At 67.4% G+C, this 22069-nt stretch carries 21 protein-coding genes; 8 read left to right on the top strand and 13 right to left on the bottom strand.

Annotated elements, in window-relative coordinates; all coding sequences use genetic code 11:
• Positions 1–12 precede the first annotated feature (12 nt).
• From QFZ83_RS31215 to QFZ83_RS31205, 3 genes are read left to right on the top strand one after another with little or no spacing between them, the layout of a single operon-like run.
• Positions 13–582: a YceI family protein gene (locus QFZ83_RS31215; RefSeq protein ID WP_306881914.1), complete on the top strand. Its 570-nt coding sequence runs from the start codon at positions 13–15 to the stop codon at positions 580–582.
• A gap of 49 nt (positions 583–631) precedes the next feature.
• Entirely contained in the window at positions 632–1264 is a 633-nt protein-coding gene (locus QFZ83_RS31210; protein WP_306881915.1) for a YceI family protein, read from the top strand.
• Between the two features lie 13 nt (positions 1265–1277).
• Positions 1278–1925: a LysE family translocator gene (locus tag QFZ83_RS31205; protein ID WP_307512232.1), complete on the top strand. Its 648-nt coding sequence runs from the start codon at positions 1278–1280 to the stop codon at positions 1923–1925.
• Positions 1926–1936: 11 nt separating this feature from the next.
• Here QFZ83_RS31205 and QFZ83_RS31200 read toward each other — a convergent pair whose 3' ends face one another.
• The 7 genes from QFZ83_RS31200 to argS all read right to left on the bottom strand — a co-directional run bounded on the left by QFZ83_RS31200 (position 1937) and on the right by argS (position 10134).
• Positions 1937–3538, bottom strand: coding sequence for a phospholipase D family protein (locus tag QFZ83_RS31200; RefSeq protein ID WP_307512230.1), 1602 nt, complete (start codon positions 3536–3538; stop codon positions 1937–1939).
• 10 nt (positions 3539–3548) lie between these two features.
• Entirely contained in the window at positions 3549–5138 is a 1590-nt protein-coding gene (gene rpoN / locus QFZ83_RS31195) for an RNA polymerase factor sigma-54 (protein ID WP_307512229.1), read from the bottom strand.
• 18 nt (positions 5139–5156) lie between these two features.
• Positions 5157–5951: an LPS export ABC transporter ATP-binding protein gene (lptB, locus tag QFZ83_RS31190; RefSeq protein WP_013538951.1), complete on the bottom strand. Its 795-nt coding sequence runs from the start codon at positions 5949–5951 to the stop codon at positions 5157–5159.
• A complete protein-coding gene (gene lptA, locus QFZ83_RS31185) occupies positions 5948–6664 on the bottom strand; it encodes a lipopolysaccharide transport periplasmic protein LptA (protein ID WP_307512227.1) in 717 nt (238 codons plus the stop codon). Before lptA ends, lptB begins: the two co-directional genes overlap by 4 nt.
• Positions 6665–6858: 194 nt before the next feature.
• Entirely contained in the window at positions 6859–7506 is a 648-nt protein-coding gene (locus QFZ83_RS31180; protein WP_307512226.1) for a thiol:disulfide interchange protein DsbA/DsbL, read from the bottom strand.
• A 160-nt stretch (positions 7507–7666) separates the two neighbouring features.
• Positions 7667–8434 (bottom strand): SPOR domain-containing protein, encoded by a 768-nt coding sequence (locus QFZ83_RS31175; protein ID WP_306881921.1) that lies wholly within the window; start codon positions 8432–8434, stop codon positions 7667–7669.
• 14 nt (positions 8435–8448) lie between these two features.
• A complete protein-coding gene (gene argS, locus QFZ83_RS31170; protein WP_307512224.1) occupies positions 8449–10134 on the bottom strand; it encodes an arginine--tRNA ligase in 1686 nt (561 codons plus the stop codon).
• A 131-nt stretch (positions 10135–10265) separates the two neighbouring features.
• On the opposite strand from argS, the gene QFZ83_RS31165 reads away from it, so the two are divergent.
• Positions 10266–10610 (top strand): hypothetical protein, encoded by a 345-nt coding sequence (locus tag QFZ83_RS31165; RefSeq protein ID WP_257862734.1) that lies wholly within the window; start codon positions 10266–10268, stop codon positions 10608–10610.
• A gap of 78 nt (positions 10611–10688) precedes the next feature.
• Here QFZ83_RS31165 and QFZ83_RS31160 read toward each other — a convergent pair whose 3' ends face one another.
• The 4 genes from QFZ83_RS31160 to QFZ83_RS31145 all read right to left on the bottom strand — a co-directional run bounded on the left by QFZ83_RS31160 (position 10689) and on the right by QFZ83_RS31145 (position 14296).
• Positions 10689–11141 (bottom strand): DUF2214 family protein, encoded by a 453-nt coding sequence (locus QFZ83_RS31160; RefSeq protein ID WP_013538945.1) that lies wholly within the window; start codon positions 11139–11141, stop codon positions 10689–10691.
• Positions 11142–11203: 62 nt separating this feature from the next.
• Entirely contained in the window at positions 11204–12130 is a 927-nt protein-coding gene (locus QFZ83_RS31155) for a LysR family transcriptional regulator (protein WP_306881923.1), read from the bottom strand.
• Between the two features lie 38 nt (positions 12131–12168).
• Positions 12169–13368, bottom strand: coding sequence for a CaiB/BaiF CoA-transferase family protein (locus tag QFZ83_RS31150; protein WP_306881924.1), 1200 nt, complete (start codon positions 13366–13368; stop codon positions 12169–12171).
• Entirely contained in the window at positions 13361–14296 is a 936-nt protein-coding gene (locus tag QFZ83_RS31145) for a hydroxymethylglutaryl-CoA lyase (RefSeq protein ID WP_306881925.1), read from the bottom strand. Before QFZ83_RS31145 ends, QFZ83_RS31150 begins: the two co-directional genes overlap by 8 nt.
• A 117-nt stretch (positions 14297–14413) precedes the next feature.
• On the opposite strand from QFZ83_RS31145, the gene QFZ83_RS31140 reads away from it, so the two are divergent.
• Positions 14414–15154: an IclR family transcriptional regulator gene (locus QFZ83_RS31140; protein ID WP_307512222.1), complete on the top strand. Its 741-nt coding sequence runs from the start codon at positions 14414–14416 to the stop codon at positions 15152–15154.
• A gap of 3 nt (positions 15155–15157) precedes the next feature.
• Here QFZ83_RS31140 and QFZ83_RS31135 read toward each other — a convergent pair whose 3' ends face one another.
• The gene (locus QFZ83_RS31135) at positions 15158–16126 is read right to left on the bottom strand and encodes a Bug family tripartite tricarboxylate transporter substrate binding protein (protein ID WP_307512221.1); all 969 of its coding nucleotides are present in this window, start codon (positions 16124–16126) and stop codon (positions 15158–15160) included.
• A 42-nt stretch (positions 16127–16168) separates the two neighbouring features.
• Positions 16169–17146 carry a histidinol-phosphate transaminase gene (gene hisC / locus QFZ83_RS31130; protein WP_307512219.1) on the bottom strand — a complete coding sequence of 326 codons (978 nt, stop codon included), beginning with the start codon at positions 17144–17146 and terminating at the stop codon, positions 16169–16171.
• Positions 17147–17402: 256 nt separating this feature from the next.
• Between hisC and QFZ83_RS31125 the strand changes: the two genes are divergently transcribed.
• From QFZ83_RS31125 to QFZ83_RS31115, 3 genes are all read left to right on the top strand, one after another.
• The gene (locus tag QFZ83_RS31125) at positions 17403–19577 is read left to right on the top strand and encodes a malate synthase G (protein ID WP_307512218.1); all 2175 of its coding nucleotides are present in this window, start codon (positions 17403–17405) and stop codon (positions 19575–19577) included.
• Between the two features lie 126 nt (positions 19578–19703).
• Complete coding sequence (locus QFZ83_RS31120) at positions 19704–20972, top strand: MFS transporter (RefSeq protein WP_307512217.1); 1269 nt, start codon at positions 19704–19706, stop codon at positions 20970–20972.
• 71 nt (positions 20973–21043) lie between these two features.
• Complete coding sequence (locus tag QFZ83_RS31115) at positions 21044–22060, top strand: hypothetical protein (protein ID WP_307512216.1); 1017 nt, start codon at positions 21044–21046, stop codon at positions 22058–22060.
• Positions 22061–22069 lie beyond the last annotated feature (9 nt).

Below are 22069 nucleotides of genomic sequence, written 5' to 3'. Positions count from 1 at the left end.
GGAATCTGCCGGATGACGCGCCTCTTTCTCCCGATCCTGCTGGCCCTCGCTGCCGCAATGCCCGCCGCGGCCGACCCCGCCGCACGGCTGGTGGCCGACAAGAGCCAGATCGCCTTCGTCACCAAGCAGATGGGCGTGCCCATGGAAGGCGCCTTCAAGAAGTTCGATGGGCAGATCGCCTTCGATCCGAAGAAGCCCGAAGGCGGCACGGTCGCGCTGCAGATCGACACCGCCAGCGCCGGCTTCGGCGTGCCGATGAGCGATGCCGAACTGCCCAAGGCGCCGTGGTTCGATGCCGCGAAGTTTCCGCAGGCGAGCTTCCAGTCGAGCGCCATCAAGGCACTGGGCGACGGCAAGTTCGAGATGGCGGGCAAGCTCACCATCAAGGGCACGTCGAAGTACGTGACGGTGCCCGTCGCCATCGCGCCGGCCGGCGGCAACTACGCGGTGGCCACCGGCTACTTCACCATCCAGCGGCTCGACTACAAGGTGGGCGACGGCGAATGGACCGACACCTCGGTGGTCGGCAACGACGTGCAGGTGCGCTTCAAGCTCACGCTCGCGGGCCTCGGGCCGCTCTGAGTCCGCTCTCTTTTTTCGATTGCATTCCATGTCCCTCATTCCTTACGCCATGAAGAAGCTCCTTCTCGCCTCGGCGCTCTCCGCCGCCGCCCTCCCGTTCACCGCCATCGCGCAGGAATACACGGCCCCCGCCGTCGCCGCCAAGCCCGCGGGCGGCCCGGTGAAGAACGGCAACTACGTGATCGACCCCACGCACACCTTCGTGATGTACGAGATGGGCCACTACGGCACCACCACCAACCGCGGCCGCTTCAGCACCAAGGACGGCTCGGTGCAGATCGACGGCACGGGCACGAGCGGCAAGGTCGACATCACCATGGACATCGGCACCATCAACACCGGCGTCGACCTGCTCAACCGCCACGTGCAGAGCAAGGACTTCTTCAACGTCGCCGAATTCCCCACCGGCCGCTTCGTGGCCGACCGCATCGACTTCAGCGGCGACAAGGTGGTCGACGTGCCGGGCACCCTCACGCTCATGGGCCAGACCAAGCCGGTGACGCTGAAGGCCGTGCGCTTCAACTGCTACCTGAACCCGCTGATCAACCGCCAGGTCTGCGGCGGCGACTTCGAGACCACGGTGCAGCGCAGCGACTGGGGCATCAACTGGGGGCTGAACTTCGGCTTCGAGAACAAGGTGAAGCTGCTGGTGCAGGTGGAAGCGGTGAACGTGCAGCAATGAACGGAGCCTCGCGATGATGGACACCACCCTTTCCCTGCTCGGCATCGCCGGCGCGATGACCGTCGGTGCCATGAGCCCCGGCCCTAGCTTCGTCATGGTCGCGCGTACGGCCGTGGCTTCGCGCAGCGACGGGCTTGCGGCGGCGCTCGGCATGGGCGCGGGCGGACTCGTGTTCGCGATTGCCGCGCTGGCGGGATTGCAGGCAGCGTTCCTCGCGGTGCCGGGCCTTTATCTCGCGATCAAGGGTTTCGGCGGCGCGTACCTGATCTACCTGGGTTTTCGCATCTGGCGCGGTGCGCGGCAGCCGCTCGCGATGACGCAGGATGCGGATGCCCCATCGACCCGGCGGCAGGGCCGTGGCCGCCGCACTTTCCTGCTTGGTTTGGCGACGCAGGTCAGCAACCCGAAGACGGCCGTGGTGTACGCGAGCATCTTCGCGGCGTTCCTGCCGCGCGAGGTGCCGCTGGTGCTGGCGCTCGCAGTGCCGGCCGTGATCTTCTGCATCGAGACCGGCTGGTACGCGATCGTCGCGCTCGCGCTGTCGTCGGCGGCCCCGCGTTCGGCCTACCTGCGCTACAAGGTCTGGATCGACCGCGCGGCCGGTGGCGTGATGGGGCTGCTGGGGCTGCGGCTCGTGTGGTCGGCCGTGCGCGGCAACTGATCGATCGCCAGTTAGAGCAGGCTCTCCGGCGTCAGCGGCGCCAACAGTTCGAGCATCGTTCGGTCCCAGAAGCCGGAGTCGGGCTCCTCGTTCAGCACCGTGGCCTTGCCCGCGTCTTCGCTGGTCCACTCGATGTGCGCTTGCCCACTGCCTTCGACAAAGCGCAGCCGGTAGGCGCCCTGCTGCTTGAGCACATCGATGAGCTTGAGCGCTTGCTGCGCCATCTCGGCGCTGCGGATGAAGAGGCCGATCTCGGTGTTGTGCGTCTCCGAGCGCGGATCGAAATTCATCGAGCCGACGAAGAGGATGCGTTGGTCGATGACGGCCGACTTCGCATGCAGCCGGCCCACCGAAGTACCGAACAGCCCGAGCCGCACGCTGCGCCGCGTGCGCGTGGTGCTCAGCTCGTAGAGGTCGGCGCCGAGCTTGAGCATCTCGGGGCGGTAGCGGCGGTAGGCGGTGTGCACCAGCGGCTCGTCGGTGGCGGCGAGCGAATTGGTGACCACGCTGATCTTCACGTTGCGCCCGCGGATCTCCTTCATCACCTCCAGCCCCGCGGCGCCCGGGATCAGGTAGGGCGAGACGATCGTCACCTCGCTGCGCGCGCGGCGCATCTGCTCGACCACGTTGTAGCGCACGCTGTCGACATCGAGCAGCGGCACGCCGCCGTACGACGCGGTCTTGCCGATCACGCGCTCGGGCGAATCGGCATACGCCTCGGCCAGGGTCCAGATCAGGCCGAGCTTGCCGGCGTTCAGGTCGTCCGCCATCGGGCTGTAGCCGAGCAGGTCGTTGGGCGCGGGCTTCGGCGGCGGGGGCGTGGTGTCGGGGCCGGTGGCGGCATCGAAGCGCTTCTGCAACTCCTCGCGCGAAAGGTCGCTCGCGATGATCGACTGCACCGGCCGCACGTAGACGCTGTTCCAGTACTGGTCGAACAAGACGCCCAGGCGCGGGATCAGCGCGCCCGTCACGAAGGTGTCGAGGTCGATGAAGTTCTCGCCCGAGGTTCGGGTGAAGTACTGGTTGCCGATGTTGCGGCCGCCCGCCACCGCCATCGCACCATCGGCGATGAAGAGCTTGTTGTGCATGCGGCGGTTGACGCGGCTGAAGTCGAAGAGCGAGGCAGCAAAGCGCTTGAGCAGGCTGCCGCGTCCGGCCGGGAATGGGTTGAAGAGGCGCAGCTCGACATTTGGCGTGGCGGCCAGGCCGAGCAAAAGTTCGTCTTCGCCCGACGTGTACAGGTCGTCCATCAGGAGGCGCACGCGCACGCCGCGCTGGGCCGCATCGCGCAGGGTGCGCAAGAGATAGCGGCCGGTTTCGTCGTTCTCGATCTGGTAGTACTGCACGTCGAGCGTGCGCTGGGCGCGGCGCGCGAGCTGGATGCGGGTGTCGAAGGCGAAGTCGCCGCCGGGCATCAGGCGGAAACCGCTGAGGTCGGGGTCGGGCTGCGAGGCCAGCGCGATCTTGCCGAGCGCGGTGTCGGCCGAGACGGCCATGGCCTTGGTGGGCGCGCGCGGCGTCTCGTCGGGCAAGGTCGCGCAACCCGCGAACAGCAACACGGTCGCCATGGCGAAGACCCAGTGCCCACAACGCGACAGCAGGCGACGGGTCATCGATGACTTTCTAAAGGGCTTTGCGGAGGTTGGCGGGCGCGATGCGCAGCGCCTCGCGGTACTTGGCCACGGTGCGGCGCGCGCACTCGATGCCCTGCTCCTTCAGCATCTCGGAGATCTGGCTGTCCGACAGCGGCTTCTTGATGCTCTCGGAGCTCACGAACTGCTTGATGAGCGCGCGCACCGCGGTGCTCGATGCGTTGCCACCGGTCTCGGTGCCGAGCGCCGAGCCGAAGAAGTACTTGAGTTCGACCGTGCCGAACGGCGTGGACATGTACTTGGCGGTGGTCACGCGCGAGATGGTCGATTCGTGCAGGCCCAATTCGTCGGCGATCTCGCGCAGCACCAGCGGGCGCATCGCGAGTTCGCCGTGCACGAAGTAGCTCTTCTGGCGCTCGACGATGGCGTTGCTCACGCGCAGGATGGTGTCGAAGCGCTGCTGGATGTTCTTGATGAACCAGCGCGCTTCCTGCAGCCGCTGCGAGAGCGCCTGGCTGCCCTCGCCCTTGTGCGACTTGAGCGCGCCCGCGTAGATGTCGTGCACGCGCAGGCGCGGCATCACCTCGGGGTTGAGCATGACGCGGAACTTGATGTTGGTGCCGCGGCCGGTCTTGGTGACGATCACGTCGGGAATGACGATGTTGCGCTCGACGTCGACGAAGCGCCGGCCCGGCTTGGGCTCCAGTCGCGCAATGATCTGCAGCGCCGAGCGCACCAGTTCTTCGTTGGTGCGCGTGAGGGTGGCCAGGCGCTTGAAGTCGCGCCGCGCGAGCAGCTCCATCGGCTGCTTGCAGATCGCGATGGCGGTCTTGCGGACGAGCTCTTCGTCCTCGGTCTCGTCTTCGCTGGCGAGCGCGCGCAGCTGGATGCCCAGGCACTCGCCCAGGTCGCGCGCGCCGACACCGGCGGGCTCCAGACTCTGCAGCAGGCCGAGTGCCACCTGGAAGTGGTGCACGAGATCGTCGAACTGGTCGTTGTCGTCGCCCGCGAGGCCCGAGGCCAGCGCGGGGAGCGAGTCTTCGAGGTAGCCGTCGTCGTTGAGCGACTCGATGAGGAAGCGCAGCGCGGCGCTGTCGTTCTCGTTCAGGCGCAGGCTCAGCGCCTGGCGGTGCAGGAACGACTGCAGCGACTCCTGGCTGCGCGCAAGTTCGGTGGCGTCGGCGCGTTCGTCGTCGCCCAGGTTGTTCTGGCGCGCGGGGGCGTCGCTGCCCCACTCGCTGTCGTCGGGCGCCATGTCGACCGTGCCGTCGCCTTCCCAGTCGGGCTCGCGCTCGGCGATCTCGGCGGCAGGGCCGTCGGAGTCGGGCGTGGAGGAGGTCTCGGTCGTGGTCGTCGCACTGCTGGTCGGGACCGGGGCGAAATCGCCTTCGCCGGTTTCACCGCCGTCGTCGCGCGGCACCGGCGTGTCGACGGCATCGAGCCCGAATTCCTCGCGCGCCGCTTCTTCAGCGGTGCGCTCGAGGAACGGGTTCTCGTCCAGCATCTGCTCGACCTCCTGGCTCAGTTCGAGCGTGGAGAGCTGCAGCAGCCGGATCGACTGCTGCAGCTGTGGCGTGAGCGCCAGATGCTGCGAGACGCGAAGGGACAGCCCTTGCTTCATGAAGAACGCGACCCTCCCTTACATGCGGAAGTGTTCGCCCAAGTACACCCTGCGTACCTCGGCGTTGTCGACGATCTCCGAGGGTGTGCCTTGTGCCAGCACGTGCCCGTCGCTGATGATGAAAGCGTGATCGCAGATGCCCAGCGTTTCACGCACGTTGTGGTCGGTGATGAGCACGCCGATGCCACGTTCCTTCAGGAAACTGATGATCCGCTGGATCTCGATCACCGCGATCGGGTCGATGCCGGCGAAGGGCTCGTCCAGCAGGATGAAGCGCGGCTGGGTCGCCAGCGCGCGCGCAATTTCGACGCGGCGGCGTTCGCCGCCCGACAACGCGAGCGCGGGCGAATCGCGCAGGTGATCGACGCGCAGGTCGGTCAGCAGTTCGGACAGGCGCTCCTCGATGTGCTTCTTGGAAAGCGCCACCACCTTGCCGTTTTCGTCGGGTTCGCGCTGCAGCTCGAGCACGGCGCGCACGTTTTCCTCGACCGTGAGCTTGCGGAAGATCGACGCTTCCTGCGGCAGGTAGCTCAGGCCCATGCGCGCGCGGCGGTGGATCGGCATGTGGGCGATCGGCTCGCCGTCGATGGTGATCTCGCCCGCATCGGCGCGCACCAGCCCGACGATCATGTAGAACGATGTGGTCTTGCCGGCGCCGTTGGGGCCGAGCAGGCCGACGACTTCGCCCTTCTGCACGTCGAGCGAGACGTCCTTCACGACGGTGCGGCTGCCATAGCTTTTCTGCAGGCCGCGTGCGACCAAGCGGCTGCCCGGGACGGTGTTGGCTTCCTGGATTCCGGCGGTTTCGATCACTTGCGCCCTTCTCCCTCTCCACTCAGCGTGGTGGTCGAGCGCAGGCCGGTGCCGGGCGCGGGGGTGGAAGCCGGTGCCGCGGGCTTCGCGCCGGCCGGTGCCGAGGCGCCGGGCTTCGGCGCGGTAGCGGCCTTGGGCGTGAGGATGGTCTTGACGCGGCCGGTGGAGGTCGATGCGTTCACCGCGGTGTTCGGCGGCACGGTCGAACCGTTGACGGTGTAGGTGTCGTTGCTCTGGTCGTAGACGATCAGCGCGCCCTGGCTTTCGTCGTTCGGCGTGGCGCCGAGCAGTCGGCGCATGGTGGCGTTGCGGATGAACTTGACGTTGTCGGCGCGGCTGTCGTACTCGATGACTTCGGATTCGCCCTCGATCCACTCGTCGGGCGCATTGCGCTTCTGCTTGTAATAGGCACGCTTGCCGGGTGCTGCGGTGACCACGCCGTACTGGTAGCCCTCGGCATCCTGGCGCACATCCAGGCGCGCGCCGCGAATGATGATCGTGCCCTTCGTGACGAGCACGTTGCCGGTGAACACGCTGGTCTGCTTCAGGTCGTCGTAGCGCATGGCGTCCGACTCGATGTTCATCGGCTTGCTGCGGTCGGCGGTCTCGGCCAGGACGCCCGAGGCGAGGCCGGCCAGCAACAGCGCGCCGATGGCCAGGCGGCCGATGCGACGAACGAGGGGGGTGTTGTTTGGGTAGGAGGGCAATGTCATAGAGGCACGAAACTTGCTCTGAACCATTGTATGCGGCGGATTAACACCAGTTACCAACCCCGATGAAAAAGGCCCGCTGAAGCGGGCCGGTGTTCCCATCGGGAGACACCGCGGAACCGGCTCCGCCGGCCGCAGGTGTCGCTCCCTGCAAGGGGTGGCGCAGCGGACACGAAGTGCCGCGCAGCCGGAAGGCGTCAGCCCTTCTTTGCTTCGCCGACCAGGAAGTTGACCACTTGCAGCACGTTGGTCATGTTGCCGGCGGTCTCGCCGTCCACATACCAACGGCCGGCCACGGCCATCGCCGGAACGCCAGCCACCTTGTAGGCGTCGGTCATCTGCGAGGCGCGCTTGGCCTTGCTGGCCACGCCGAACGAGGTGAAGACTTCCTTGAACTTGGCGCCGTCGATGCCATTGGCCGCGACCCAGGCAATGATGTTGGCATCGCCATTCACGTTCTGGCGCTGCTTGTGGATCGCATTGAAGACCTTCGGCTGGAACTCGTCGACCTTGCCCATGGCCTCGAGCGCGTAGTACAGGCGCTGCTTGGCTTCGACGTCGTTGCCCACGAAAGGCACCGGGATGCGGCGGAAGGCGACTTCCTTGGGTGCCGTCTTGGCCCAGGCTTCGAGCGCGGGCTCGAAGTCGTTGCAATGAGGGCAGTTGTACGAGAAGAACTCGACCACCTCGACCTTGCCGGCCGGTGCATCGACAGGCACGCGCTTGTCGAGCACGAGGTAGTCCGCGCCGGCCTTGGGCATGCGCGCCTGGGCGTGGGCCGGGTTGGCGGCCAGCGAAAGCAGCCCGAGCGAAGTGGCGGCCAGCGAAAAGTCACGACGTTTCATTGAAAGGGTTCTCCTGTTGGTACGGCAGACTGAGCCGGGGCGCGGCGAGGAGTTCCTCGCAAGCGATCACCCGGCACGCCCGGGGCGCTGAATGGTGGCGGCAAATGCCGCGCGGCGAAGCTTAAGGGCTATTTGTGGCAGCAACGGAGCGTCCGGTCGGTCAGCGCTGCACGCGGACCAGAGCCGATTCGAGGCCGCCGCCATCGAGCCGCTCCTTGAGGCGGTCGGCATCGTCCTTCTTGTTGAACGGACCGGCGCGCACGCGGTAGACCGTGCGGCCAGCCTGCTCGCGCTCGGTGACCCGGGCCTCGACGCCCATCAGCGACAACTTGGCGCGCTGCGCCTCGGCGTCGTCGGTGGTGCGGAAGGCGCCGGCCTGCACGAAGTACATGAACGGGTCGGCGCCCGAAGACGCCGCGGCGCTGTTGTTGGCGTTGCTGCTCGGCGCGGCGGATGCCACGGTCGTGCTGCCCGAGCCGGTGCCCGCGCGGGCACGGGCCAGGTCGCCCAGTGGATCGTTCGACGCCGGCAGCGCATTGGCTTCGGCCGGCACGGGCACCGCACGCGTCGGTTTGGGCGCAACCACCACGGGCACCGGCGCAGCGGCCGGAGGCGGCGTGCCGGGTGCGACGGCGGTGGTGCTGGTGGCGGGTTCGCCGGTGACCGGGTTGACCGGACCGGTGGCGGCCGGCGGCGTCGGCCTGGCGGCGCCGGCCTTGCCGGCCAGCGGTGCGTTGGGGTCCCAGTCGCGGTTCTTGCGGGCCTCGGCTTCGTCCTGCTCGGCGCCGCCCTTTTGCGTCTTGTTCACGAACGGGATCGGCACCTTGGTCACGTAGACCGCGATGCCCAGCGCCACGCCCAGGCCGATCACCAGCCCGATGATCAGGCCGATGACGATGTTGCCGCGTTGTCTGGTTGTCTTCTTCATGGGAGTGAGGTTGTTCACATCTTGTTCGGCGCACTGACGCCGAGAATCGCGAGGCCATTGTGCAGCACCTGCGCACAGGCGGCGACAAGCGCCAGGCGGGCCTTTTTCAAGGTCTCGTCATCGACCAGCACGCGCTCCGCGTCGTAGTAACTGTGGAGGTTGCCCGCGAGTTCGCGCAGATAGAAAGTCACGTCGTGCGGCGCGAAATCCTTGGCGGCCGCCGTGAGCATCTCGGGATACTTGGCCAGCTGCAGCATGAGCGTCTGGGCCTGCGGCGCCTCCAGCGACGACAGATCGACCGTGGCCAGCGACGCGGTATCGCCGGCCCAGTCCCGGATCATCTTGCAGATGCGCGCATGCGCCATCTGAACGTAGTAGACCGGGTTGTCGTTGTTCTGCGCCAGCGCCAGGTCGATGTCGAACAGGAACTCGGTATCTGGCTTGCGGCTCAGCAGGAAGAAGCGGATCGCATCCGTGCTTGTCCATTCGATCAGGTCGCGCAGCGTCACGTAGCTGCCCGCGCGCTTGCTGATCTTGACCTCCTGGCCGTCTTTCATCACGCGCACCATGGTGTGCAGTACGTAGTCCGGATAGCCCTCGGGAATGCCTTCGCCCGCCGCCTGCAGTCCGGCGCGCACCCGCGCGATCGTGCCGTGGTGGTCGGTGCCCTGGATGTTCACGACCTTGTGGAAACCCCGCTCCCACTTGGCGATGTGATAGGCGACATCGGGCACGAAGTACGTGTACGTGCCGTCCTTCTTCTTCATCACGCGGTCTTTGTCGTCGCCGTAGTCGGTCGACTTGAGCCAGAGCGCGCCGTCTTCCTCGTAGGTCTTGCCGGCGGCCACGAGCTTGCCCACGGCGGCTTCGACGCGGCCGCTGGTGTAGAGGCTGGACTCGAGGTAGTAGTTGTCGAAGCGCACGCGGAAGGCCTGCAGGTCCAGGTCCTGTTCGCGGCGCAGGTACGCCACGGCGAATTCGCGGATGGAGTCGATATCGTCGATGTCGCCGCTCGCGGTGTATTCGCGGTCGTCCGACTTGACGGTTTTCTTGGCCTTGAAGTCCTCGGCGATGTCGGCGATGTAGTCGCCGTTGTAGGCGGGGGCCTTTTCGCCGCTCGGCCACTCCGGGTCGCCGGGTTTGAAGCCGCGAGCGCGCAATTGCGTGCTGTTGGCCAGTGTCTGGATCTGCACGCCGGCGTCGTTGTAATAGAACTCGCGCCAGACGCTGTCGCCCTGCGAGGCGCGCAGGTTGCAGATGGCGTCGCCCAGTGCTGCCTGGCGGCCGTGGCCCACATGCAGCGGACCGGTCGGGTTGGCCGAGACGAATTCGACCAGCACCTTCTCGCCGGTGGCGGGCTGCTGGCCGAAAGTGTTACCTGCGGCCAGCACTTCGCGCACGATCTGCTGCTTGGCGGCGGTCTTCAGGCGGATGTTGAGGAAGCCGGGGCCGGCGATCTCGATGGCTTCGACCCATTGGCCGAAAGCGGGGGTGGCGAGCAGCGCAGCGCTCAGTTGCTCGGCCAGTTCGCGGGGCTTCTTCGCGAGCGGTTTGGCGAGCTGCATGGCGGCGGTGCTGGCGAAATCGCCATGCGCCGCCACCTTGGGCGATTCGAACGCGGCTTTGGCGCCAGCGCCGGGGGAGAGGGATTCGAGCGTGTTCGCGAGCGCCGCGAGCAGCTCCTGTTTGACCAATAGCATCTGCGAATTTTACCGGGGGCAAACCCGGGCGCTGTTGACGATCGTCATCCGATCGTTGCCTCCGGCCGTTAGGATGAGCGGCCCCGGGGCGGGGCACCTGTCACAACTCCACCTTGCAAGGACATATCACCATGAAGAAGTTCCTTTCCCTGGTCGCCCTGGGCGCCTGCCTTTCCTTCGGCGCCGCACAGGCACAAGACAAGGCTCCCGCGCCCGCTGTCGCCCCGGCCGCCGCCGCTCCCGCGGCCGCAGCACCCGCCGCCGGCGCCACCTGCGACGCCAAGGCCATCGACAAGAACGGCAAACCCCTGGCCGGCGCCGCCAAGGCCAGCTCCATCAAGAAGTGCGAGAAAGACACCAAGGCCGCCGCAGCGCCCGCTTGCGCCGCCAAGGCCATCGACAAGAACGGCAAGCCGCTGGCCGGCGCCGCCAAGAACAGCTTCATCAAGAAGTGCGAGAAAGACGCCAAGGCCTGATGAGGCCCGCGTCGCGCTGACAAAGGTCAACGCCGAAAAGAAAGAAAAGCCCGCCCCGTGCGGGCTTTTCTATTTCTATTACTTGCCGAAGCCGCGCGCCAGGAACACGGCGACCAGCGGGATCAGCGCGATCAGGTGGGCCTGCACCATCACCAGCTTGCGCGTCTTCTTGATGTCGGCCTCGACCGGCAGCTTGCCGGTGGAACGCAGCGTCTTGCGCCAGCGGAAATAGGTGAGCGTCGGAAAGATCGACAGCACGCCCACGATGATGAAGAGCCCCAGCTTCACGTGCAGCAGCGGGTTGGTCCAGTACCAGGCCGTGCCCTTCACGCCCCACCAGGTGCGCGCGATGCCGGTCGCGAGCACCGCGATGGCGGCGATGCCGTAGACCATGTCGACCTTGGCGAGCCGCTCGACGACCGCGGCGTTGAGCCACTGCACGCGGCACAGGGCGGCCTCACTGGAGATGAACACGACCATCGTGAGGATGGCGAGCAAGTGCACGTAGGCGAGGATGGCTTCGAGGGTCATCGATGGCTTTCTTCCGGAACGGGTTGCAAATGCAAACAGATTGTGCCGCCGCTCCCACGCCGTCAGGCCGTTCGTCCCCAGAATTCCGGTTGTCCGTACTGGTCCTTGAGGAAATCAAGCCACAGTCGCACCCGCAGCGGCAGGTGCTTGGCGCCCGCGAACACCGCGTAGATGCCGTTGGGCGGCGCGGCGAATTCATCGAGCACCGGCACCAAGAGGCCCGCGTCGATCTCGGCCTCGACTTCCCAGGTGCTGCGCCAGGCGATGCCGTGGCCGGCCAGGCACCAGTCGTGCAGCACCTGGCCGTCGGAGCAATCGAGCGGGCCGCTCGGGCGCAGATGGATCAGTTCTTCCACGCCGGCCTCGGTGGTGACGCGAAAGGCCCAGCCACGCGTCTGCGAGGCATCGCTCGACAGCGTGAGACAGGCAAAGCGCGACAGGTCGCCCGGGTGCTTCGGCGTGCCGTGGCGGCGCAGGAAATCGGGCGTCGCCACGCAACGGCGGCGGTTGTCGGCCAGGCGCACGCTCACGAGCGATGAATCGGGCAGGTCGCCCACGCGCACCGCGCAGTCGAAGCTCTCGCCGGTCACGTCGACCACGCGGTCGCTGAGATTCAGCGAGATCGTCACCTCCGGGTGCATCGCATGAAAGCGCGGCACCAGCGGCGCAACGTGTCTGCGCCCGAAGCCGGCCGGTGCCGTCACGCGCAGATGCCCGCTGGCCTTGACGCCGCCCGCGCTCACGCTGGCCTCGGCGTTCTGGAATTCGGTGAGCAGCCGCTGGCAGTCTTCGAGAAAGGCGCTGCCCTCGTGCGTGAGCGTGATGCGCCGCGTGGTGCGCACCAGGAGCTTCACGCCCAGCCGCTCCTCCAGCGCATCGAGCCGGCGTCCCATGATCGCGGGCGCCACGCCCTCGGCCTTGGCTGCGGCGGTGAGGCTGCCGCGGGTCGCGACCGAGACGAAGGATTCGAGTTGCTTCAGGCGGTCCATGGGGCGGGAACTATATAGATAGAGCCCGCCAGCCGGCCTCAGCCCCCGGAGGTTGCGCCAACGGCGCGAAGCGCGGCGATTTCCGGCTCGCTGTAGCCCACTTCCCTCAGCAACTCGTCGCCGTGCTCGCCGATGCGCGGCGGCTGCAGGCGGATGCCGGGGCGCTGGCCGCCGAGCGTGAACGGCGCGAGCGGCACCTTGGCCATGTGGCCGTCGTTCATGCGCACGGGCGCGAGGCCGCCGGTGGCGTTCAGGTGCGGATCGTCGAAGAGCTCCTCTGGCTTGGTGATCGGCGCGAAGGGCAACTCGTTTTGCTCGAACACGGCAGCAAGTTCGGCCGCGCTGCGGTCGGCCAGGTGCGAGCGCAAGATCGGCATCATCCAGTCGCGCGCGCGCACGCGGTCGTTATTGGTCTTCAGGCGCGGGTCGGCCAGCATGTCTTCCAGGCCGAAGGCCTTGCAGAAGATGGCCCACTGCTTGTCGCTGACGGCCGCGAGGAAGATCTGCTCGCCGTCCTTCACGGTGAAGACGTCGTACACGGCCCAGGCCGAGATGCGGCTGGGCATCGGGTCGGCCGCCTTGCCGGTGGCGGCGAACTGCATCATGTGCTGCGCGACGAGGAACACGTTGTTCTCGAACAGCGCGGCCTGCACCTCGCAGCCCTTGCCGGTCGCATCGCGCTGGCGCAGCGCCGCCATCGCGCCGATGGCGCCGAACATGCCGCCCATGATGTCGTTCACGCTGGTGCCCGCGCGCAGCGGGTCGCCCGAGCGGCCGGTCATGTAGGCGAGGCCGCCCATCATCTGCACCACTTCGTCCAGCGCCGTGCGGTGGTCGTAGGGGCCGGGCAGGAAGCCCTTGTGGCTCACGTAGATGAGGCGCGGGTTGAGCTTGCTGAGCGTGTCGTAGTCGAGCCCCAGCTTCTTCATCGTGCCGGGCTTGAAGTTCTCGCTCACGATGTCGGCGGTGGCGATCAGGCGCAGCGCGGCCTCCACGCCTTCGGGTTTCTTCAGGTCGAGCGCGATGCTCTTCTTGTTGCGGTTGAAAGTCGGAAAGAACCCCGAGCCCGAGCCGAGCAGGCGGCGCGTGTTGTCGCCCTCGATGGGCTCGACCTTGATGACCTCGGCGCCGAGGTCGGCCAGCAGCAGCCCGCAGGTCGGGCCCATGACCATGTGGGTGAACTCGACGACGCGGACGCCCGCGTAGGGAAGGGAGGGCGGTGGATTGGCTTCAGACATGTGTGTTGTGTTCCTGGACAAAACCCTTGGGCAGCCCGGCTTCGGGCGTCATGCCGTAGACCGGTTCGCCGGGCAGGCCGGCCATGAGCGGCGCGCGCGCCGCGATGAGTTTCTGGATGTCGATGCCGGTGCGGACGCCCATGGCCTCGAACATGAAGACGAGGTCTTCGGTCACGGCATTGCCCGAGGCGCCGGGCGCGTAGGGGCAGCCGCCGAGACCGCCGAGCGAGGCGTCAAAGGTGCGCACGCCTTCGTCCCACGCCGCTAGGCAGTTCGCGATGCCGAGGCCGCGCGTGTTGTGCATGTGGGCCGCGCCGGCGTGCGTGCCGAGTTCCGCGCGCAGGCGCTTGAAGAGCCGCCGCACCTGCGCCGGGTTGGCGTAGCCGACGGTGTCCGAAAGGCCCGCTTCTTCGGCACCGGCTTCGATGCACTGCGCGGCGAGGCGGATCACGTCGTCTTCGGGCACCAGCCCCTGCAGCGTGCAGCCGAAGGCGGTGGAGATGCCGGCTTCGAGCTTCACCTGCGGCGCAATGGCGCGGCGCAGGTCGGAGATGGCGCGCACCTCCTCGACCATTTCCGTCGGCGTCTTGCGCACATTGGCAAGCGAATGCGCCACGCTTGCCGACACCGGCATCGTGAGCTTGTGCACGCCGGCTTCGAGCGCGGCCTGTGCGCCCTTGCGGTTGGGCACCAGCGCCATCACGGTGAGTCCGGGCAGCGTGATCGCATGGCGCACCACCTCGGCGGCATCGGCCATCTGGGGCAGCAGCTTCGCGGGCACGAAGGAAGCGACCTCGATCTCGCGCACGCCGGCGGCGTAGAGCGCGTCGATCCAGCGCAGCTTGTCTGCCGTGGGCATGGTCGCCTTGACCGACTGCAAGCCGTCGCGCGGGCCGACCTCGCTGATGAGGACATCGGGGGGTGTCATCGACTTCGTCTCCTTGGAGCGATCTTGGTGTGGATCACTTGACTGTTCCATTAGACAGAACTAAATTCCGCCAAACAGAATTAGATCGTCGATCGACTTTCCCTGTCAAGCACGCCCATGCCCCGCAAAGCCCAGACCGAATCGGTTTCCGACCTCAACGCCGCACCCGGCGGCGCTGCCGCGGTCGATCGCGCGCTGAGCCTGCTGTCGGCATTTCGGCCGGGCGACGAAGCACTGTCGCTCGCGCAGTTCGCCGAGCGCACGCAGCTCTACAAGAGCACGGCGCTGCGGCTTTTGGCATCGCTCGAACACGCGCGGCTGATTCGCCGGCAGGACGACGGCCGCTACACGCTGGGCATGGAGATCGCGCGGCTGCATGGGCTCTATGCCGCGTCGCAGTCGCTCGACCGCATCGTGCTGCCGGTGCTGCGTGCTCTCGCAGCCGCCACCGGCGAAAGCGCGGCGTACCACGTGCGGCAGGACCAGGGCGACGGCTGGGTGCGCCTGTGCCAGTTCCGCGTCGATTCATCGCATGTGGTGCGCGACCACGTCCGCGCGGGCGACCTGTTGCCCAACGACCGCGGCGCCGGTGCGCGCGTGCTGATCGCCTTCGGTCCCGATACCGACCGGCCGCGCGGCGCGAGGGAACGCAAGCTGTATGAAGCGATCCGCGCGCAGGGTTTCTGCGCGCTGGTGGGCGATCGAACGGCCGAACTTGCGGGCATCTCGGCGCCGGTGCTCCATGCGGACGGCAGCCTCGCCGCGGCGGTCACGCTGACGATGCCGACGCACCGCTACGACGCGGGCTACATCGAGCCCGTGCGCGCAGCGGCGAAGGAGCTCAGCGGGCAGGTCTGACGCTCAGGATTCGGCCTTGAAGCCCGAGTTCTTGATCGGCATTTCCCAGCGCTTGAGGTGCGCCGCCTGGATCGCGGCAAGTTCAGCCGGCCCCGCATGCGCCGGCACGAGCCCCAGCGCATAGATCCTGTCCTGCACATCGGGCATGCGCAGCGCGTCGGCCACGGCCTTGTCGATGCGCGCCACCAACTTCGGCGACATCCCCGGCGGCCCGTAGAGGCCGAAGAACGCATCGGCCGTCACATTGATGCCGGCCTCCTTCAGCGTCGGCACGTCGGGCAGCGCGCGGCTGCGCTGCTCGCCCGTCACCGCGAGGATGCGCACCTTGCCGGCGCGGTGGTGCTCGATGGTTTCGGAGGCGGTGTCGACCATCAGCGGCACCTGGCCACCGATCAGGTCCTGCGCGGCCGGCGCGCCGCCGCGGTAGGCGACGTGCGTCATCGGCACGCCCGCGGCCTGCGCCAGCAACTGTCCGGCGAAGTGCGGCACCGTGCCCGCGCCCGAAGTTGCGTAGTTGGCCTTGGCGGGGTTGGCCTTCATCCAGGCCAGCACCGTCTTCAGGTCGCCGGGCGGCGCGCCCGGGCCGGCGGTTATCGCGAAGTCGAAGGTGCTGCCGAGCGCGATGGGCGTGAAGTCCTTCGCCGGGTCGTAGCCGAGGTTCGCATAGAGCCACGGGTGAATCACCATCGCGCCGCTCGGCGAGAAGATCAGCACGCTGCCGTCGGGCGGAAAGCGCTTGAGCTCGGCCAGCGCGAGACGCCCCGCCGCGCCGGGCTTGTTGTCGATGATGACGTTCTGCCCGAGCGAGACACGCATCTTGTCGGCCAGGAGCCGCGCCACCACGTCCGCCGAGCCGCCCGGCGGAAACCCGATCAGGATGCGCGTCGCGCGCTCCTGCGCGAAGGCCATCGGCGCGGTGGCCGCGGCGGCAATGACGGCAGCGGCCTGCGCTGCGAACTGGCGGCGTTTCATGCTTCTGTCTCCTCGGGGGTGGTGGTTGGAATCGGATCGCGCTCAGCGCAAGGCGGCGAGCAGGGCCTTGTTCTGTTCGGGCAGGCCCACGCTCACGCGCAGCCACTGCGGCAGGCCGTAGGGGCCGAGCAGCGAAACCTCGATGCCGGCGGCCAGCAGGCGCGCATGCACGGCCTGCGCATCGCCCACCTGCACCATGAGAAAGTTGCCCGAAGAAGGGATGTGCACGAGGCCCAGCTCGGTGAAACCCGCGGCGAGCTGCTCGCGTCCGGCGGTGTTGAGTTCGTAGGTGCGCGCGAGGAATTCCGTGTCGCCGAGCGCGGCCACTGCGGCGGCCTGGGCCGGCGTCGTCACGTTGAAACGCGGCCGTTGCGCGTTCATGCGCGAGGTCAGCGGCGGCTGCGACACGCCGTAGCCGATGCGCATCCCCGCGAGGCCGAAGGCCTTGGAGAAGGTGCGCGCGACGATCAGGTTCGGCAGGCGCCGCACCCATTCGATGCTGTCGTAGCGCTGCGCGGGCGAGAGGAATTCGGTGTAGGCCTCGTCGAGCAGCACCGTCACGTGCGCGGGCACCGATTGCAGGAAATCGCGCAGCGGCGCAGCATCGATGAAGGTGCCGGTCGGGTTGTTAGGGTTGGCGACGAAGACCAGCTTCGTGTCGTCGGCGATCGCGGCGCGCATCGCGCCCAAGTCGTGGCCGAAATCTTGCGAAGGCACGACGGAGGCGCGCGCATGGGCGTGCGCCGTGGCCTGCGCGTAGACGATGAAGCCGTACTGCGAATAGACGACGTTCTCGCCCGGCTTCAAGCTCACCTGCGCGGCGAGTTCGAGGATTTCGCTCGATCCGCTGCCGAGCGTGAGCCACTCGGGCGACACGGCGAGCCGGGCGGCCAGTGCATTCTTGAGCGCGGTGCCGTTGCTGTCGGGGTAGTTGCCGGCGCCTTCGAGGGCGGCGGCCGCGGCGCGGCGGGCCGACTCGGGCATGCCGAGCGGGTTTTCGTTGGAAGCCAGGAGGATCATTTCGGCGCGTGCTGGATTTATTTAAGAAATTAAATATATCCCGTGCCCGTGGCACCTCTATCAGTGCCTACCCTTTACGTAAAAAGCGGCGCCGGACCGCCATTACCCTCATTTTTGTCATTGATAAATCCCGCTTTCGGCTCTTACTCCTTCGTAAGGTATCGAATAAAGTTGACCTACGTCATTGCGACACCCACGTCTTTTGCTTCCGTATTCCGCCGTATTTCGCCGTATTCCGATTTTCCAGGAGAGAAAAATGACCGCCCGCACCACCGCCCACGGACTCCAGGTCGCGACCGAGCTCCACCGCTTCATCGAAGACAAGGTCCTGCCCGCCACCGGCGTGGCCAGCGATGTCTTCTGGAAGGGCTTCGACGCCATCGTGAGCGACCTCGCACCCAAGAACATCGCGCTGCTCGCCGAGCGCGACCGCCTGCAGAGCGAACTCGACGCCTGGCACAAGAAGAACCCCGGCCCGATCGCCGACATGCCGGCCTACCGCGCCTTCCTCGAGAAGATCGGCTACCTGCTGCCGCAGCCCAAGGGCGCGAAGGCGACGACCGCGAACGTCGACTCCGAGCTCGCGCTGCAGGCCGGCCCGCAGCTGGTGGTGCCGATCCTGAATGCGCGCTATGCGCTCAACGCCGCCAACGCGCGCTGGGGCTCGCTGTACGACGCGCTCTACGGCACCGATGCCATCTCCGAAGCCGACGGCGCTGAAAAGGGCAAGGGCTACAACCCGGTGCGCGGCGCCAAGGTCATCGAGTTCGCGCGCAACGTGCTCGATCAGGCCGCGCCGCTGGCCAATGGCTCGCACAAGATGGCGACCGGCTACAGCGTGAAGGACGGCAAGCTGGTCGTCGCGCTGCAGAGCAGCAGCACCGGTCTCGCCGACCCCGCTCAATTCATCGGCTACCAGGGCGATGCCGCAGCGCCGTCGTCGGTGCTGCTCAAGCACAACGGCATTCACCTCGATATCCGCATCGACCGCAGCACGGCCATCGGCAAGACCGACGCGGCCGGCGTGAGCGACCTGGTGCTCGAAGCCGCGCTCTCGACCATCCTCGACCTCGAAGACTCGGTGGCCGTGGTGGATGCGGCCGACAAGGTCGTCGCGTATGCGAACTGGCTCGGCATCGTCGAAGGCACGCTGACGGAAGAAGTCGCCAAGGGCGGCAAGACCTTCACGCGCGGCCTGAACGCCGACCGCGAATACACCGGCGCCGATGGCCAACCCGTGAAGCTGCACGGACGCTCGCTCATGTTCCTGCGCAATGTCGGCCACCTGATGACCAACCCGGCCATCCTGTATGCGGGCGGCAAGGAGATCCCCGAAGGCATCCTCGATGCCGTGGTGACCACCACCATCGCCACCATCGACCTGAAGCGCAAGGGCAACTCGCGCACCGGCAGCATCTACATCGTGAAGCCGAAGATGCACGGCCCGGCCGAAGTGGCCTTCGCGAGCGAGCTGTTCGGCCGCGTCGAGCAACTGCTCGGCCTGCCCGCCAACACGGTGAAGCTCGGCATCATGGACGAGGAGCGCCGCACCAGCGTGAACCTGAAGGCCTGCATCGCCGAAGCCGCCGCACGCGTGGCCTTCATCAACACCGGCTTCCTCGACCGCACCGGCGACGAGATGCACACCGCCATGCAGGGCGGCCCGATGATCCGCAAGGGCGACATGAAGTCCAGCGCGTGGATCGGCGCCTACGAAAAGAACAACGTGCTGGTCGGCCTCTCGTGCGGCCTGCGCGGCAAGGCGCAGATCGGCAAGGGCATGTGGGCCATGCCCGACCTCATGGCCGCGATGCTCGAGCAGAAGATCGGCCACCCCAAGGCCGGCGCCAACACCGCCTGGGTGCCCTCGCCCACCGCCGCCACGCTGCATGCGCTGCACTACCACCAGGTCAGCGTGACGGCAGTGCAGCAGGAGCTGGAAAAGATCGATGCGGATGCCGAGCGCGACAACATCCTCAACGCGCTGCTGCAGGTGCCGATCGCGGCCGAAGCCAAGTGGACGGCCGAAGAGCGCCAGCAGGAAATCGACAACAACGTGCAGGGCATCCTCGGCTACGTGGTGCGCTGGATCGACCAGGGCGTGGGCTGCTCCAAGGTGCCCGACATCCACAACGTGGGCCTCATGGAAGACCGCGCCACGCTGCGCATCTCGAGCCAGCACATCGCCAACTGGCTACTGCACGGCGTGGTGACCAAGGCGCAGGTCGACGAGACCTTCCAGCGCATGGCCAAGGTGGTCGACGAGCAGAACGCGGGCGATGCGCTCTACCAGCCGATGGCCGGCAACTTCGCGACCTCGGCCGCGTACAAGGCGGCACAGGACCTGGTGTTCAAGGGCATCGAGCAGCCAAGCGGCTACACCGAGCCGCTGCTGCATGCATGGCGCTTGAAGGTCAAGGGCGAGGCCTGATCGGCGTGCGTCCGGCATCGCGCCGGGCTTGAGCGAACGGACGGCGCCTTCGGGCGCCGTTCTGCGTTGAGGGCGGCATGCCATTAGCATCGTGCCGCTCCCTTCTTCTTTCAGCCTCCCCTCCCGATGAACACGAACGCGGCCTCGCCGCCCCCGCCGCGCTGGTCGACCTCCGCGGCCGCCATGCTCGTGGCCCTCGCTTCGGCCTTCGCGCTGAGCCAGGCCTTCCGCACCGTCGGCGCCATGATGGCCACGCCGCTTGGCAGCCACTTCGGCCTCTCGCCCCAGCAGCTCGGCACATGGGCCGGCACCTTCCACTTCATGTTCGGAATCATGCAGCTCGCGATGGGCGTGTCGATCGACATGTTCGGCGTGCGCCGCACGGTGCTCACCGCCTTTCCGCTGGCCATCGCGGGCGCCGTGTTGTGCACGGTGGCAGACAGCTTTCACATGCTGCTGCTCGGGCAGGCGCTGATCGGCGTCGGATGCGCGCCGGCGTTTCTCGCATGCACGGTGTTCATCGCGCGGCACTTCGACGCCGCGCGCTTCACCGCGATGTCGGGGCTGGTGATGAGCATGGCGGGCCTGGGCATCGTGTTCACCGGCACGCCGCTGGCGTTGCTGATCGAGGCCGCTTCGTGGCGCGCCGGCTATGCGGTGCTGGCTGCGGCCGCGGTGCTGTCGTGGCTCATCATCTTCTGGCGCGTGCGCGAACCGGCGCGCGCGGCCGTGGACCCTGTGGGCCCGATGGCGCCGGCCGAGCGCCAGTCGCTGCGCAAGGCCGTGCGCGAACTGCTGCCGCTGTTCGCGATGCCGCACACGCTGGGCCTTCTGTGCTTTGCGTGCGTGTCGTATGCGGCCTTCATCACGCTGCGCGGCCTGTGGCTCGGGCCCGTGCTGCACGAGCGGCACGGCCTCTCGCTCGTGGCGAGCGGCAACGTGGCGCTGGTGATGACCATCACCGGCATGATCAGCCCCGCGCTGTTCGGCCGCCTGGACCCCGGCGCCGCGCGGCGTGCGCGGTGGATGATTGGCTGCGCAACCGCCGGCGCGCTGATGTTCGCGGCCATGGCGCTCACGCATTCGCGCGCGATCGACATCGGCTTGCCGATCGTCTATGGCCTTCTCTCCGGCTACAGCGTGCTGCAGTACGCCTACACCAAGAACGCCTACCCGGCCGCCATGACGGGCCGCGCGCTGGCGCTGATGAACATGGCGATGTTCCTCGGCGTGTCGCTGATGCAATGGACGACCGGCGTGGCCGCATCGTGGGGCGTGGCGAACGGCGTCGAGCCGTTCCGCGCGGTGTTCCTCACGGTGGCGGGGATGCTGGCAATGGGGACCGTGGCGTTTCTGGTGCTGCCGCGCGCTGTGGCGCCGGTACGTCCGGGCTAGCGCCAGCCGAGAAAACATCGGGGCGATGCGCACTGCTTCGCGTGCAAAGACGCCCCTCTATCATCCCGCCGATGGACCCACGCATCCACGACGCGCTCACGCGCTGCATCCACGCCATCAACCTCGACAACGCCTTCGGCTACTACCCGAGCGACGAACAGAAGGCGCAGCTCGACGCACTGGCCGTCGAGATCCAGCCGCTGATCGAGGCGCTGGCCGCGCAGCCCTACACCGGCAAGGGCCTGGGCTGCGGCTACCTCGGCCACCGCGGCTATCGCACGCCGTGGGCCGACATGATGTATCGCCTGCGAGGCAGCCGCGGCAGCCATGGGCTGAACTGGAAAGACCGCATCGAGGTGCTGTTCGACACCGCCGGCCTCGGCGCGACGGAGATGCTGGCCTGGACGCTGCAGGTACAGGACGAGATCCTGCGCGACCACCTCTTGCTGCACATCGCCGCCGACCTCGCGCTCGAAGGCGAGATGGCGCGTGTCGAACAGGAGATCACGCCGCGCCTGCAGCCCGACATGGCGTACCGCGCCGACCGCGTGCTGCTGATGGAATACGCACGTCGCGGCGATGCCGACGCTTTCCTCCGCAAACACAAGAAGGCCAGTCAGCGCCAGGAGCGGCACACGCTGGTCGATGCACGCAACCTGCTGGTCGAACAGGTGGCCGCGCAGCAGGGCATCGATGACGCGCTGCGCCTGTGCGATGAGGCCAAGGGCTTCGGCGACAGCTATCGCGCGACGGCGATGCGCAGCTATGCGGACACCGCCAGCGTGCAGGCGATGCGCGCATGGATCGACGCGCATCCGACGCTGTTCGCATCGACGCCGGGGTTGGAAGAAGAGTTGCTGGTGCGCGCCTACGCCAAGGGGCCGCGCACCGACAACGGCGAGGACGCGTTCGATGAGCTGTTCGCCAGGGTCGATGCGCTCGACAAGTCACTGCGCGCAGGCGACGCCCGGCTGCGCGACGCGCTGCTGCTGGACCTCGGCATGGCCGTGGGGCCGGGGCCGCGTCGGCTGCTGTGCCGCAAGAAGATCGGCAACGCGTCGATCAAGCGCGAGCTCGACAACCCTTAGCGGCAGCGC

The sequence above is a fragment of the Variovorax sp. W1I1 genome (assembly GCF_030815625.1).
Taxonomy (GTDB): Bacteria; Pseudomonadota; Gammaproteobacteria; order Burkholderiales; family Burkholderiaceae_C; genus Variovorax; species Variovorax paradoxus_C.
The sequence above is the reverse complement of the archived record's forward strand: the minus strand, read 5'-3'. Positions and strand labels throughout refer to the sequence as shown.